The organism is Cedecea lapagei, from assembly GCF_900635955.1.
In the GTDB taxonomy this organism is placed as follows: Bacteria; Pseudomonadota; Gammaproteobacteria; order Enterobacterales; family Enterobacteriaceae; genus Cedecea; species Cedecea lapagei.
Window position 1 is genome coordinate 3,708,942 of record NZ_LR134201.1, and the last position, 14,912, is coordinate 3,723,853.

At 52.9% G+C, this 14,912-nt stretch carries 10 protein-coding genes, 4 tRNA genes and 3 rRNA genes; 4 read left to right on the top strand and 13 right to left on the bottom strand.

Annotation, left to right across the window (positions count from 1 at the left end):
- Nucleotides 1-4: 4 nt before the first annotated feature.
- Together EL098_RS18075 and dnaQ are read right to left on the bottom strand one after the other, a co-directional pair.
- Nucleotides 5-81: transfer RNA gene (locus tag EL098_RS18075), tRNA-Asp, on the bottom strand.
- 133 nt (nt 82-214) lie between these two features.
- On the bottom strand, nt 215-946 hold the full coding sequence (dnaQ, locus tag EL098_RS18085) for a DNA polymerase III subunit epsilon (RefSeq protein WP_126357468.1): 732 nt from the start codon (nt 944-946) through the stop codon (nt 215-217).
- A 66-nt stretch (nt 947-1,012) separates the two neighbouring features.
- Between dnaQ and rnhA the strand changes: the two genes are divergently transcribed.
- Nucleotides 1,013-1,489, top strand: a complete 477-nt coding sequence (gene rnhA / locus EL098_RS18090; protein WP_154188683.1) for a ribonuclease HI — start codon at nt 1,013-1,015, stop codon at nt 1,487-1,489.
- Here rnhA and EL098_RS18095 read toward each other — a convergent pair.
- Entirely contained in the window at nt 1,443-2,204 is a 762-nt protein-coding gene (locus EL098_RS18095) for a class I SAM-dependent methyltransferase (protein ID WP_126357470.1), read from the bottom strand. The two genes, rnhA and EL098_RS18095, sit on opposite strands and share 47 nt — an antisense overlap.
- A gap of 35 nt (nt 2,205-2,239) precedes the next feature.
- On the opposite strand from EL098_RS18095, the gene gloB reads away from it, so the two are divergent.
- Nucleotides 2,240-2,995, top strand: coding sequence for a hydroxyacylglutathione hydrolase (gene gloB / locus EL098_RS18100; RefSeq protein WP_126357471.1), 756 nt, complete (start codon nt 2,240-2,242; stop codon nt 2,993-2,995).
- 70 nt (nt 2,996-3,065) lie between these two features.
- Nucleotides 3,066-4,436 (top strand): murein transglycosylase D, encoded by a 1,371-nt coding sequence (gene mltD / locus EL098_RS18105; RefSeq protein ID WP_126357472.1) that lies wholly within the window; start codon nt 3,066-3,068, stop codon nt 4,434-4,436.
- A gap of 46 nt (nt 4,437-4,482) precedes the next feature.
- Here the strand turns inward: mltD and EL098_RS18110 are convergent, their stop codons facing one another.
- The 3 genes from EL098_RS18110 to EL098_RS18120 all read right to left on the bottom strand — a co-directional run bounded on the left by EL098_RS18110 (nt 4,483) and on the right by EL098_RS18120 (nt 7,446).
- Nucleotides 4,483-5,250, bottom strand: coding sequence for a class I SAM-dependent methyltransferase (locus tag EL098_RS18110; protein WP_126358504.1), 768 nt, complete (start codon nt 5,248-5,250; stop codon nt 4,483-4,485).
- A 71-nt stretch (nt 5,251-5,321) separates the two neighbouring features.
- The gene (locus tag EL098_RS18115) at nt 5,322-6,125 is read right to left on the bottom strand and encodes an endonuclease/exonuclease/phosphatase family protein (protein WP_039290472.1); all 804 of its coding nucleotides are present in this window, start codon (nt 6,123-6,125) and stop codon (nt 5,322-5,324) included.
- 145 nt (nt 6,126-6,270) lie between these two features.
- The gene (locus EL098_RS18120) at nt 6,271-7,446 is read right to left on the bottom strand and encodes an MFS transporter (RefSeq protein ID WP_126357473.1); all 1,176 of its coding nucleotides are present in this window, start codon (nt 7,444-7,446) and stop codon (nt 6,271-6,273) included.
- 104 nt (nt 7,447-7,550) lie between these two features.
- Between EL098_RS18120 and yafC the strand changes: the two genes are divergently transcribed.
- On the top strand, nt 7,551-8,453 hold the full coding sequence (yafC, locus tag EL098_RS18125; protein WP_126357474.1) for a DNA-binding transcriptional regulator YafC: 903 nt from the start codon (nt 7,551-7,553) through the stop codon (nt 8,451-8,453).
- Between the two features lie 6 nt (nt 8,454-8,459).
- Here the strand turns inward: yafC and dkgB are convergent, their stop codons facing one another.
- The 7 genes from dkgB to EL098_RS18160 form a co-directional block, all read right to left on the bottom strand.
- Nucleotides 8,460-9,266, bottom strand: coding sequence for a 2,5-didehydrogluconate reductase DkgB (dkgB, locus tag EL098_RS18130; RefSeq protein WP_126357475.1), 807 nt, complete (start codon nt 9,264-9,266; stop codon nt 8,460-8,462).
- A gap of 176 nt (nt 9,267-9,442) precedes the next feature.
- Nucleotides 9,443-9,519, bottom strand: a tRNA-Asp gene (locus tag EL098_RS18135).
- A gap of 191 nt (nt 9,520-9,710) precedes the next feature.
- Nucleotides 9,711-9,826 (bottom strand): 5S ribosomal RNA (gene rrf / locus EL098_RS18140).
- Nucleotides 9,827-9,930: 104 nt separating this feature from the next.
- A 23S ribosomal RNA gene (locus EL098_RS18145) occupies nt 9,931-12,839 on the bottom strand.
- Between the two features lie 196 nt (nt 12,840-13,035).
- Nucleotides 13,036-13,111 (bottom strand) — tRNA-Ala (locus tag EL098_RS18150).
- A 114-nt stretch (nt 13,112-13,225) separates the two neighbouring features.
- Nucleotides 13,226-13,302, bottom strand: a tRNA-Ile gene (locus EL098_RS18155).
- A gap of 68 nt (nt 13,303-13,370) precedes the next feature.
- Nucleotides 13,371-14,912: ribosomal RNA gene (locus EL098_RS18160) — 16S ribosomal RNA — on the bottom strand.
- Together the 16S, 23S and 5S rRNA genes with 3 tRNA genes alongside form the textbook arrangement of a ribosomal RNA operon.

Below are 14,912 nucleotides of genomic sequence, written 5' to 3' on the forward strand. Positions count from 1 at the left end.
ATTGTGGCGGAACGGACGGGACTCGAACCCGCGACCCCCTGCGTGACAGGCAGGTATTCTAACCGACTGAACTACCGCTCCGCGTTTGTTCCCCGTCGGGAACGAAGCGAATATTACGGTCTGCCCCGGTAACCGTCAACGATTTTTATCATAAAATTAACCGTTTGCCGCAAAAACCACCTGAGTGGTGATTTTTAACTCGTTTCAATGGTTTTTAGCCTCGCCAGAGGCAGCTTCCGCCCTTCTTCTCCACCAAATCAAGACGAGACTCGTGGGCAAGCAGCTCTTCATCACTGGCGTGGATAACCCGCATTCCTGACGCCCGACGGACAACGCGCTGGATACCCCCGCTGCCCTGCTGCTGCTGCACGTCGCCCTCCATAGAGAATTTCAGCGACGTTTGCCCGCCGGTCATCATCAGATAGACGTCGGCCAGGATTTGGGCATCGAGAAGTGCGCCGTGCAGGGTACGTTTGCTGTTGTCTATTTCATAACGCGAGCAGAGTGCATCGAGGCTGTTTCGCTTGCCCGGGAACACCTTACGGGCCATCGCCAGGCTGTCGGTAATCTTACAGAAGGTCTCTGTTTTGGGGATGTCACGGCGCAGCTTGCTGAACTCGTAGTCCATAAAGCCGATATCGAACGATGCGTTATGAATCACGAGCTCGGCGCCGCGAATGTAGTCCATAAAGGAGTCGGCGACCTGGTCAAAGGTCGGTTTATCCGCCAGGAACTCATCAGCAATACCGTGAACGCCAAACGCCTCCGGATCCACCAGCCGATCGGGCTTTAAGTAGACGTGGAAGTTATTGCCCGTCAGGCGACGGTTAATCACTTCAACCGCACCAATCTCGATAATGCGATGCCCTTCGTAATGAGCACCGATCTGGTTCATACCCGTGGTTTCGGTATCGAGGACTATCTGTCTGGTCGTGGTAGAAATCATATAGCTGTGCTCATCGCGCTCGTTTATGTCAGACTTGGCCTTTTCATCACAGGAAGTCTACCAGAGATGCGCAAACAGGTAGAAGTTTTCACCGATGGCTCCTGCCTGGGGAATCCAGGGCCAGGCGGCTACGGTGCGATCTTACGGTACAAACAGCACGAGAAAATCTTCAGCGAAGGGTTTCGCCTCACCACCAATAACCGTATGGAGATGATGGCCGCTATCGTCGCGCTTGAGGCGCTTATAGAACCCTGCGATGTCGTCCTCAGCACCGACAGCCAGTACGTCCGCCAGGGCATTACCCAGTGGATCCACAACTGGAAGAAACGCGGCTGGAAAACGGCTGACAAGAAGCCGGTGAAGAACGTCGATTTATGGAAGCGTCTTGATGCCGCCCTCAGCCACCATCAAATTAAGTGGGAGTGGGTCAAAGGCCACGCGGGCCACCCGGAAAACGAACGCTGCGACGAACTGGCTCGCAACGCCGCATCACGCCCTACTCATGAGGATGTGGGCTATCAGCCGGACGGCGCGGCACCTTGACGGTTTCACGGTACTGCCGCGTCGCCCCTACCGCCGAGCGGATCTGACTTTTCGCCTTACGGCTTTTCATCGGGTTCAGCGTCAGCGGCAGCGTGCGTTTTCGCGCCACGATGACGTGCATGCACCCCAGCGCAGGCAGGTGGGTACTCAGTAAACGTCCCCCCTGCTTATGCCACGGCAAGACCTGAAAGCTTCGGCGGTACATCACCTCAAAATTCAGCAGTGACAGCCAGTCCAGCTGTCTCATAGGGGTGAACATTCGGCTATTATAAGGTGCTCGCTTGCGCAGGAACGGGACGGTTTTTCCCAGGCCAAGCAGGCTGATGGGATTAAAGCTGCTGAGCACTACCCAGCCATCGTCGATCAAAACCCGATCGACCTCCCGCAGCAGGCGGTGCGGATCCGGGCACCAGGGCAGCGTATGGGCCAGCAAACAGGCGTCGACCGACTTTGCCGCAAACGGCAAATGCAGTGGATCGGCATTGACCTGCAGATGATCCCCCTGCATGGCCACATTCACCTGATGCGATATCGCGCAGGCTTCCGTGTTAACTTCCGCGCTGAGATTGCCGATTTTCAGCAAATGAAAGCCGAACATTTTACCCAGCCAGGGGCGAAGCTGCTCTTCGAGCGCGTCCCGGTAGTACTCTCCCCATCGCAGCTGCGCCCAATGATGGGGGGAAGTGAGAATCTCAGGTATCCTTGCCGGTTTCATCACTACCTTCTTAATTGCCATAGAGAGGTTGAACTATGAATCTTAACAGTATTCGTGCTTTCCAGGATAACTACATCTGGGTGCTCAATAATGAGCAGGGAAAATGTGTGATTGTTGACCCCGGTGATGCCGCGCCAGTTCTGAAGGCCATAGAGGAAAACGGCTGGCAGCCAGAAGCGATTCTGCTTACCCACCATCATGCCGATCATGTAGGCGGAGTCCAGCAGTTGAGGGACCGATATCCAAACATTGAGGTATATGGCCCGGAGGAAACCCGCCAGAAAGGGGCTACGCAAATCGTGGGCGAAGGTGATAAGTTTAGCCTGCCTGGCCGTGAATACAGCGTGATAGCAACACCTGGTCACACTTTAGGACATATCTCGTTTTTTAGTTTTCCTTATCTATTTTGCGGCGACACAATGTTTTCTGGCGGCTGCGGAAGGCTTTTTGAAGGCACTGCGGAACAAATGTTCAACTCATTTCAAAAGCTTAACAAACTCCCCGCTGACACCCTGATTTGTTGCGCACATGAGTACACTGAATCAAATATAAAGTTCGCCTTAAGTATTTTACCCCATGATGAGCAAATAACGGGATATTATCGAAAAGTTAAGGAGTTACGCGCAAAAAATCAGTCAACCTTGCCGTCGACGCTGCAAACAGAACGCCAAATAAATGTTTTTTTACGCACTGAAGATCATGTTTTAAAAGAAGAAATCATAAAAGAAACAAACTTGCAACAACCCCATGAGATATTCGCCTGGTTAAGGACAAAGAAGGACAGCTTCTGAATATTCTGGTTGTGTTGTCCAAAAGGCGACGGTATCATCGCTCGTCTTTTAAGCAACCATTGACACACACATGAAGGCAAAAGCGATACTCCTCGCCTCTGTCTTGCTTGTCGGGTGCCAGGCGTCAAAGCATGATGCCAACATTCAACAGCACGCACAGAGTCTGTCTGCAGCTGGTCAAGGTGAAGCAGGAAAGTACACGGGTCGAGCGACCTCTGCGCGATGGATGGATGATGGAACCTTCCTCGCGCAAGATCAAAACCTGTGGAACTTCATCGGCAACGAGCTAAAGATGGGGATACCGGAAAACGTCCGGATCCGTGAACAGAAACAGAAGTACCTGAGTAATAAGAGCTATCTCCACGATGTAACATTACGGGCAGAGCCGTATATGTACTGGATTGCCGGGCAGGTTAAGAAACGCAACATGCCAATGGAACTAGTACTACTACCCATAGTGGAGAGCGCTTTTGACCCCCACGCGACGTCTGGCGCAAATGCCGCAGGCATTTGGCAGATTATCCCAAGTACGGGGCGCAATTACGGTCTGAAGCAGACCAAGGCGTACGATGCACGCCGTGATGTAGTGGCCTCAACCACTGCCGCACTGGATATGATGCAGCGTTTGAACAAGATGTTTGACGGCGACTGGTTGTTGACCGTGGCAGCATACAACAGCGGCGAAGGCCGTGTGCTGAACGCTATTAAAGCGAACAAATCGCGGGGTAAACCTACCGATTTCTGGTCGCTGGCTTTGCCGCGTGAAACAAAGATCTACGTACCGAAAATGCTGGCGTTGAGTGACATACTCAAAAACAGTCAGAAGTACGGCGTACGTCTGCCAACAACGGATGAGAGCCGCGCGCTGGCGCGTGTTGAAGTAAGCAGTCCGGTTGAGTTAACGCAGGTCGCCGAAATGGCGGGCATGTCGTTGACCAATCTGAAGAACTTCAACGCCGGTGTGAAAAGCTCCACCATTGGAAAAAATCAGCGCTATGTGATGGTGCCGAAAAAGCATGCTGAACAGCTGAAAGCCTCTTTGGCTTCGGGTGAAATCGATGCTTTACAGCCAACGCTCGTCGCGGATAACCGCCTCAGCGCTGGCGGGAACAAATCTTATAAAGTGCGCTCAGGGGATACCCTGTCGAGCATTGCTTCACGTCTTGGCGTGAACGCGAAAGATTTGCAGGGCTGGAATAACCTGCGCGGTTCTCGCCTTAAAGTTGGGCAAACGCTCAGCGTGAAAGGCGGTGTTTCGCAGCTGGCCGATAACAGCAGCATCACCTATCAGGTGCGAAAAGGCGACTCACTGTCGAGTATTGCAAAGCGTCACGGCGTTAACATCAAAGATGTGATGCGCTGGAACAGCATTACCGACGATTTGAGACCAGGCGATCGCCTGACGCTGTTTGTCCGCGGGAATACTTCTCCGGATACCTGATTGTAAAGATCAAAAAGGCACCTTCACGGTGCCTTTTCTTTTTCCCTTATGCCTTCCTGGCCTCCAGCATAATGATATCGCTGGTGAACGAGCCGTCACGCTGTAATTCAAAGTACTGCTTAACCTCGTCTGAGGCGCTTTTCTGGTAAGCGCGGATCGCGTCCGATAACACTATCGGCGTTCTCATTCTGGCAATCCAGCTGGAGAACTCCAGATTCAGCCTGTCGCATAACACGCTGTGCGTCACCAGGCCCGCATCGTTAAACAGGCTCAGCCACTCGCCGCTGGAATAATTGCGCACGTGTGACGTATCACGCAGAGCCTCTACCGTTTGCAGCCAGATATCCTTCACCGGATGCCCCGGCGAGGTGACATCCATAAAGACTGCAACGCCACCGGGCTTGAGAACGCGCTTCACTTCACGCAGCGCCTGGCCAACATCGTGCCAGTGATGTGCTGAATAACGGCTGATGACCACGTCAAAGGTGCTGTCGTCAAAAGGAAGAGCTTCCGCGTATCCCTGACGAGTCGCAATGTTCGCGATCCCACGCGTTGTCGCCGCCTCCGCGACGACTGCCAGCATCTGCTCGGACAAATCATAGGCGACAACTGACTTCACCTTAGCCGCGGCGATAAAACTTGCGTGCCCTGCTCCGCAGCCCATATCCAGCAGGGTGGCATGCGGAAAATCATTCAGCCGTGCGCTAAGCCGCTCCAGATCTCGCCCGGAAGCATGAACGGTGCTGCTCAAATAGGCGCTGGCCTGGGAGCCAAACTGCTGGCTAACTTTGTCGTGATGGGATTGCGTTGTCATCATAATGTCCTTGCGGTTAAGTGAGAAAAAGGGCAGCGCACAGGTCTGCCCAACGGCAGACCTGACGAACCTTATTTCAGCTCAGGCTTGCCGGGACGGAATTCAACTAGTAGGGGGTTATGATCCGATGCGCGAGTCACCAGCACCGAAGCTTCGGTGACGTTCAGACCACGATAGAAGACGAAATCAAGTGGGCGGCCAAACGCCCGGCGGCGATGATCGTCGGTAAAGCGTACTTCGCGCAGCGTCATTTCGCGGGCAAAGCGGAATAATGCGTTCATGCGTGGGCGGCTCCAGGCATTGAAATCACCGGCCATGATCACCGGCCCATTGTGATGCCCAATCTGGTCGCCTATTGGCCCTAACTGCTTGCTGTAGACATCAACACCGAGGCTGAAATTGACCGCATGGATATTAATCACCATCAGCATTCGCCCGTCTGGCAGGGGATAAACGGTCACCAGGGCTGACTTAGACAAACGCAGGATAGGCTCGCGTTCACGCAGCGGGCAGCAATATACTGGATGAGCAGCGGACAGCGTCATAACGCCTGAAGGGTGCTGAGGTAAGACAAACGCCGGAACCTGGTCGGCAGCCAGATAGTTGGTGGTCGCAAACCTGACCAGCTCAGGCGTCGTTTGCGCCTCCTGTAAGAGCATCAGATGTGCGTCTTTGCCGAAGGTTTGCAGCACCGAAAGCCAGTCGGCCCGCTGCTGCTTAAAGATGTTCCACACCAGAACACGGATCGTGTCCTGCCCGGGTAAAGGTTCTCCGGGGGGTAATGCCTGACCAATAGTTGCAAACGAGCCAGGTGGCAGAATTCGCTCTGCTGGCTGCCCGGCTACGTATCTCATGGCATAGGTATTCTTGTGCACGTTTGGCTAACGACCTCAGTAACTCAATCTGCCCGCAATTCGCAGGCTATCTTTCAGTTATAGGGACTTTAGCGCTGACTTTCAACGACCATTACAAACCAATGCAATTCAGGAGCGTAAACAACGACGCTCCTGAAAGTAGAATTTAGCCCATAGCAACACGTGATTGCTTATCGAGTCTGCCGCTCAAGCCAATTAGCAGCAGCGCAAACACTACAATCACCGCACCAATCCACGGCGTTTGCGCCAGGCCGAAGTTCTCCACCGTCTGGCCCCCGATAATAGAGCCCAAAGCAATTCCCACGTTAAATGCCGCAATGTTCAGACCTGAGGCAACATCAACCGCATTTGGCGTATATTGCTCGGCTTTCTGGACGACGTAGACCTGCAGGCCAGGAACGTTGCCGAAGGCGAAGACGCCCATCACCAGAATGGTAAGCAGCGCGGCAACGTGCGAGTGTGCGGTGAACTGGAAGACCAGAAGCAGAGCGGCAAGTGCGGCAAAGATAAATTTAAGGGCCGGTACGGCACCGTGGCGGTCCGCCAGCTTACCGCCCCAGATATTGCCGATAGCCACAGATACGCCGTAGCCCAGCAGGATCCAGCTAACCGCAGAAGGGGAAAAGCCGGCAAGATCCTGCATCACCGGCGCGAGGAAGGTGAAAGCGGTAAATACCCCGCCATAACCCAGCGCGGTCACCAGATAGATCAGCACCAGACGCGGATGCGTTAATACCTGCAGCTGCTCTCTAATTCCAGCCAGAGCGCGATTAGGAATATCTTTTGGGATAAGGATCATACTGCTGATTAACGCGATCACGCCAATCGCCGACACCGCCAGGAAGGTTTCACGCCAGCCAAAATGCTGCCCGATGAACGTCCCCAGTGGCACACCGGTCACCAACGCTACCGTTAACCCACCGAACATAATGGCAATGGCCGAAGCGGCTTTCTCTTTTGGAACCAGGCTTGTGGCAATCGTCGATCCAATGGAGAAGAACACGCCGTGTGCCAGACCGGTCAGCAAGCGAGCGACAACCAGCGTCTCATAATTTGGCGACAGCCAGGCTATCACATTGCCTACGGTAAACAGCGCCATAAGGCCGATAAGCAGCTGCTTACGCGGCAGTTTACCGGTTAAAGCGGTCAGAACAGGTGCGCCAATCGCCACGCCGAGAGCGTAGATAGAAACCAGCAATCCTGCAGAAGGGACAGAGATAGCGAGCTGTTCAGCGATCGTCGGTACAAGACCGACAATAACGAACTCGGTAGTGCCGATTGCAAAAGCACTGATCGTCAGTGCAAGAAGTGCCAGAGGCATAATTTACTCCATAACAGGTGTCTTTTGATGACACGTAGTATGGCGGGATGCTTAAATAACAAAAATATGTAAAATCTCAATAGAATTTTGCTTGTGGAGCAACAATGAAGGCGACCTCGGAAGAACTTGCTATTTTCGTTGCCGTAGTAGAGAGCGGAAGCTTCAGCCGGGCGGCAGAGCAGCTGGGGCAGGCTAACTCAGCGGTGAGCCGAACGGTTAAAAAACTGGAGATGAAGCTGGGCGTGAGCCTGCTTAACCGAACAACACGCCAGCTTAGCCTGACGGAAGAAGGTGAGCGCTATTTTAGAAAGGTGCAGCAAATTTTGCAGGCAATGGCCGCTGCCGAAAATGAAGTCATGGAAAGCAAGCAGACGCCAAGAGGATTACTGCGTATTGATGCCGCCACGCCGGTGATGCTGCATCTGCTTATGCCGCTGATAAAACCCTTTCGCGAACGCTACCCGGAAATGACGCTTTCCCTGGTATCGTCGGAAACCTTTATTAATCTTATCGAGCGCAAAGTTGATGTGGCGATCCGGGTTGGCAATTTAACCGACTCAAGCCTGCGTGCCCGCCCGCTTTTTAGCAGCTATCGTAAGATTATTGCCTCACCCGAATATTTAGCTGCCCACGGGACGCCAGAGTCCGCGGCCGATCTGGTTAAACATGTCTGCCTTGGTTTTACTGAACCCTCTTCCCTTAATCGCTGGCCGATTTCGCAGGCAGATGGGCAGCTTTTTGAGATAGCGCCGGGGTTATCTTCTAATAGCGGAGAGACGCTTAAGCAGCTGTGCCTGACGGGGAACGGCATCGCCTGCCTGTCGGATTTTATGATTGATAAAGAGATTGAAAGCGGAGAGTTTGTTGAGGTGCTTGCCGATAAGCTTTTGCCGGTCAATATGCCTTTTAGTGCGGTGTACTACAGCGACCGAGCGGTCAGTACCCGCATCCGCGCCTTTATTGATTTTCTGAGCGATGCGGTAAAACGGCCCCCCGAGGGGCCGTAATCAGGCTCAGTTATCCCACTTCGGTGCCAGCCCTTCCGGGCTGACCAGACGGTCATTGCATTCCAGTTCGGCAATCGCCGCCATATCTTCTGCATCAAGCTTCAGGCTTAGCGCCTGCAGATTGCTTTCCAGATTTGCACGTTTGGTGGAAGAAGGGATGACTGCGTAACCCAGAGCCATTGCCCATGCCAGAATCACCTGCGCCGGGGTGGCCTGATGCTTCAGTGCAATCCGGCCAATGGTTTCATCCGCCAGTGCTTTACCGTACGCCAGCGTCATGTAGGACGTAATATGGATGTTATGCTGCCTGGCCCACTCAACAACGGTACGGTTTTGCAGGTAAGGGGACAGCTCGATCTGGTTGGTCGCAATGTTTTCAGCGCCAACGGCATCAATAGCCTGCTGCATCAACTCAACCGTGAAGTTCGAAATTCCGATCTGACGGGTCAAGCCAGCCTCTTTAGCCGCCAGCAGCGCCTGCATGAACTCAGCAACCGGCACGGCATCTTCTGGCGATGGCCAGTGGATCAGGGTCAGATCGACATAATCAGTACGCAGCTTTGCCAGGCTCTCTTTCAGGCTTGGGATCAGTTTGTCTTTGCTCAGATTTTCAATCCAGATTTTGGTGGTGATAAACAGCGTTTCCCGTGGAATGCCGCTCTCCTCCAGCGCCTGGCCAACCGCCGCTTCGTTATCATAAATTTGTGCCGTATCTATCGCGCGGTAGCCCAGCTCCAGTGCTGTTTTAACCGATGCGATAACAACGTCGTCTTTCAGGCGGAAAGTGCCCAGACCGAATGCAGGAATTGCCATTTTTTAACCTCATAATAGGGTGCATGTTTGTATGAGGAAGAGTATGAGGGGAATAGATTTGTTGAAAAAGACGTATAAATGCAGAAGATTTTTGCTAATTCAGCAATAATGCTGCTTAGATTGATGAATTTTGAATACAAAAAAGCCCTGAGTCTATGACTCAGGGCTTAAATAAGTGGCGGAACGGACGGGACTCGAACCCGCGACCCCCTGCGTGACAGGCAGGTATTCTAACCGACTGAACTACCGCTCCACCGAATTTTTCTACAACCACTGATTTTTACATCAGTTTACTGCTTAATTTGATGCCTGGCAGTTTATGAATCACCTTGTGATTCACCCTTCGGGCCGTTGCTTCGCAACGTTCAAAAGCTTTCGCTTTTGTCCTACTCTCTGTCGAGTAGTGACCTGCCTCGAAGGTCAGTGCCATACTTCTAATTTGATGCCTGGCAGTTCCCTACTCTCGCATGGGGAGACCCCACACTACCATCGGCGCTACGGCGTTTCACTTCTGAGTTCGGCATGGGGTCAGGTGGGACCACCGCGCTACGGCCGCCAGGCAAATTCTGTTCGTTGACCGTTATATTTTCATATAACCATCAACTTAATCCTGAACTAAGCTGAAAATCGTCTTGCGTCTCTCGCAAAACACCTTCGGTGTTGTAAGGTTAAGCCTCACGGATCATTAGTACTGGTTAGCTCAACGTATCGCTACGCTTACACACCCAGCCTATCAACGTCGTCGTCTTCAACGTTCCTTCAGGACTCTCAAGGAGTCAGGGAGAACTCATCTCGGGGCAAGTTTCGCGCTTAGATGCTTTCAGCGCTTATCTCTTCCGCATTTAGCTACCGGGCAATGCCATTGGCATGACAACCCGAACACCAGTGATGCGTCCACTCCGGTCCTCTCGTACTAGGAGCAGCCCCCCTCAATTCTCCAGCGCCCACGGCAGATAGGGACCGAACTGTCTCACGACGTTCTAAACCCAGCTCGCGTACCACTTTAAATGGCGAACAGCCATACCCTTGGGACCTACTTCAGCCCCAGGATGTGATGAGCCGACATCGAGGTGCCAAACACCGCCGTCGATATGAACTCTTGGGCGGTATCAGCCTGTTATCCCCGGAGTACCTTTTATCCGTTGAGCGATGGCCCTTCCATTCAGAACCACCGGATCACTAAGACCTGCTTTCGCACCTGCTCGAGCCGTCACTCTCGCAGTCAAGCTAGCTTATGCCTTTGCACTAACCTCACGATGTCCGACCGTGATTAGCTAACCTTCGTGCTCCTCCGTTACGCTTTAGGAGGAGACCGCCCCAGTCAAACTACCCACCAGACACTGTCCGCAACCCGGATCACGGGTCTACGTTAGAACATCAAACATTAAAGGGTGGTATTTCAAGGTTGGCTCCACGCAGACTGGCGTCCACGCTTCAAAGCCTCCCACCTATCCTACACATCAAGGCTCAATGTTCAGTGTCAAGCTATAGTAAAGGTTCACGGGGTCTTTCCGTCTTGCCGCGGGTACACTGCATCTTCACAGCGATTTCAATTTCACTGAGTCTCGGGTGGAGACAGCCTGGCCATCATTACGCCATTCGTGCAGGTCGGAACTTACCCGACAAGGAATTTCGCTACCTTAGGACCGTTATAGTTACGGCCGCCGTTTACCGGGGCTTCGATCAAGAGCTTCTCCTTACGGATAACCCCATCAATTAACCTTCCGGCACCGGGCAGGCGTCACACCGTATACGTCCACTTTCGTGTTTGCACAGTGCTGTGTTTTTAATAAACAGTTGCAGCCAGCTGGTATCTTCGACTGCCTTCAGCTCCAGGAGTAAATCCCTTCACCTAGCGACAGCGTGCCTTCTCCCGAAGTTACGGCACCATTTTGCCTAGTTCCTTCACCCGAGTTCTCTCAAGCGCCTTGGTATTCTCTACCTGACCACCTGTGTCGGTTTGGGGTACGATTTAATGTTACCTGATGCTTAGAGGCTTTTCCTGGAAGCAGGGCATTTGTTACTTCAGCACCGTAGTGCCTCGTCATCACACCTCAGCGTTGAATAAGCGTCCGGATTTACCTAAACGCTCCGCCTACATGCTTAAACCGGGACAACCGTCGCCCGGCTAACATAGCCTTCTCCGTCCCCCCTTCGCAGTAACACCAAGTACAGGAATATTAACCTGTTTCCCATCGACTACGCCTTTCGGCCTCGCCTTAGGGGTCGACTCACCCTGCCCCGATTAACGTTGGACAGGAACCCTTGGTCTTCCGGCGAGCGGGCTTTTCACCCGCTTTATCGTTACTTATGTCAGCATTCGCACTTCTGATACCTCCAGCAGACCTCACAGTCCACCTTCGACGGCTTACAGAACGCTCCCCTACCCAACAACACCTGAGTGTCGCTGCCGCAGCTTCGGTGCATGGTTTAGCCCCGTTACATCTTCCGCGCAGGCCGACTCGACCAGTGAGCTATTACGCTTTCTTTAAATGATGGCTGCTTCTAAGCCAACATCCTGGCTGTCTGTGCCTTCCCACATCGTTTCCCACTTAACCATGACTTTGGGACCTTAGCTGGCGGTCTGGGTTGTTTCCCTCTTCACGACGGACGTTAGCACCCGCCGTGTGTCTCCCGTGATAACATTCTTCGGTATTCGTAGTTTGCATCGGGTTGGTAAGCCGGGATGGCCCCCTAGCCGAAACAGTGCTCTACCCCCCGAAGATGAGTTCACGAGGCGCTACCTAAATAGCTTTCGGGGAGAACCAGCTATCTCCCGGTTTGATTGGCCTTTCACCCCCAGCCACAAGTCATCCGCTAATTTTTCAACATTAGTCGGTTCGGTCCTCCAGTTAGTGTTACCCAACCTTCAACCTGCCCATGGCTAGATCACCGGGTTTCGGGTCTATACCCTGCAACTTAACGCCCAGTTAAGACTCGGTTTCCCTGCGGCTCCCCTATACGGTTAACCTTGCTACAGAATATAAGTCGCTGACCCATTATACAAAAGGTACGCAGTCACCCCATAAAGAGGCTCCCACTGCTTGTACGTACACGGTTTCAGGTTCTTTTTCACTCCCCTCGCCGGGGTTCTTTTCGCCTTTCCCTCACGGTACTGGTTCACTATCGGTCAGTCAGGAGTATTTAGCCTTGGAGGATGGTCCCCCCATATTCAGACAGGATACCACGTGTCCCGCCCTACTCTTCGAACTCACAGCATGTGCATTTTAGTGTACGGGAGTATCACCCTGTACCCTGCGACTTTCCAGACGCTTCCACTAACACACAAACTGATTCAGGTTCTGGGCTGCTCCCCGTTCGCTCGCCGCTACTGGGGGAATCTCGGTTGATTTCTTTTCCTCGGGGTACTTAGATGTTTCAGTTCCCCCGGTTCGCTTCGTTAAGCTATGTATTCACTTAACGATAGTGTGACGGATCACACTGGGTTTCCCCATTCGGAAATCGCCGGCTATAACGGTTCATATCACCTTACCGACGCTTATCGCAGATTAGCACGTCCTTCATCGCCTCTGACTGCCAGGGCATCCACCGTGTACGCTTAGTCGCTTAACCTCACAACCCGAAGATGTTTCACTTCAGATTATGAAAATTTGAGAGACTCGAACACACCTCTATTCTGTTCTTATTACGGAGAACAGAAACAGTGTGTCGTTTCAATTTTCAGCTTGTTCCGGATTGTTAAAGAGCAAATACTTCGCAGCACACCGTCACCGGTATACTCTGAAGTATTGAGTCGTGCATGAAATGATGGTGGAGCTAAGCGGGATCGAACCGCTGACCTCCTGCGTGCAAGGCAGGCGCTCTCCCAGCTGAGCTATAGCCCCATCGATTTCGTAAAACCTTCGAATCACCATGAATTTTCATCTGGTCAAGGCGCAACTTAGCGACGCATACTTAAGTATGCGAGCCTGAGGTGCAACGCAGAACAGGGGAAAATTTGGTAGGCCTGAGTGGACTTGAACCACCGACCTCACCCTTATCAGGGGTGCGCTCTAACCACCTGAGCTACAAGCCTATAAGGTTTTACTGCTCGTTTTCTATCAGACAATCTGTGTGAGCACTACGCGGGTTGTATCTTTTAGGTAAGGAGGTGATCCAACCGCAGGTTCCCCTACGGTTACCTTGTTACGACTTCACCCCAGTCATGAATCACAAAGTGGTAAGCGCCCTCCCGAAGGTTAAGCTACCTACTTCTTTTGCAACCCACTCCCATGGTGTGACGGGCGGTGTGTACAAGGCCCGGGAACGTATTCACCGTAGCATTCTGATCTACGATTACTAGCGATTCCGACTTCATGGAGTCGAGTTGCAGACTCCAATCCGGACTACGACGCACTTTATGAGGTCCGCTTGCTCTCGCGAGGTCGCTTCTCTTTGTATGCGCCATTGTAGCACGTGTGTAGCCCTACTCGTAAGGGCCATGATGACTTGACGTCATCCCCACCTTCCTCCAGTTTATCACTGGCAGTCTCCTTTGAGTTCCCGGCCGAACCGCTGGCAACAAAGGATAAGGGTTGCGCTCGTTGCGGGACTTAACCCAACATTTCACAACACGAGCTGACGACAGCCATGCAGCACCTGTCTCAGAGTTCCCGAAGGCACCAATCCATCTCTGGAAAGTTCTCTGGATGTCAAGAGTAGGTAAGGTTCTTCGCGTTGCATCGAATTAAACCACATGCTCCACCGCTTGTGCGGGCCCCCGTCAATTCATTTGAGTTTTAACCTTGCGGCCGTACTCCCCAGGCGGTCGACTTAACGCGTTAGCTCCGGAAGCCACGCCTCAAGGGCACAACCTCCAAGTCGACATCGTTTACGGCGTGGACTACCAGGGTATCTAATCCTGTTTGCTCCCCACGCTTTCGCACCTGAGCGTCAGTCTTTGTCCAGGGGGCCGCCTTCGCCACCGGTATTCCTCCAGATCTCTACGCATTTCACCGCTACACCTGGAATTCTACCCCCCTCTACAAGACTCAAGCTTGCCAGTTTCGAATGCAGTTCCCAGGTTGAGCCCGGGGATTTCACATCCGACTTAACAAACCGCCTGCGTGCGCTTTACGCCCAGTAATTCCGATTAACGCTTGCACCCTCCGTATTACCGCGGCTGCTGGCACGGAGTTAGCCGGTGCTTCTTCTGCGAGTAACGTCAATCACTAAGGTTATTAACCTTAATGCCTTCCTCCTCGCTGAAAGTACTTTACAACCCGAAGGCCTTCTTCATACACGCGGCATGGCTGCATCAGGCTTGCGCCCATTGTGCAATATTCCCCACTGCTGCCTCCCGTAGGAGTCTGGACCGTGTCTCAGTTCCAGTGTGGCTGGTCATCCTCTCAGACCAGCTAGGGATCGTCGCCTAGGTGAGCCGTTACCCCACCTACTAGCTAATCCCATCTGGGTTCATCTGATGGCAAGAGGCCCGAAGGTCCCCCTCTTTGGTCTTGCGACGTTATGCGGTATTAGCTACCGTTTCCAGTAGTTATCCCCCTCCATCAGGCAGATCCCCAGACATTACTCACCCGTCCGCCGCTCGTCACCCAGAGAGCAAGCTCTCCCGTGCTACCGCTCGACTTGCATGTGTTAGGCCTGCCGCCAGCGTTCAATCTGAGCCATGATCAAACTCTTCAATTT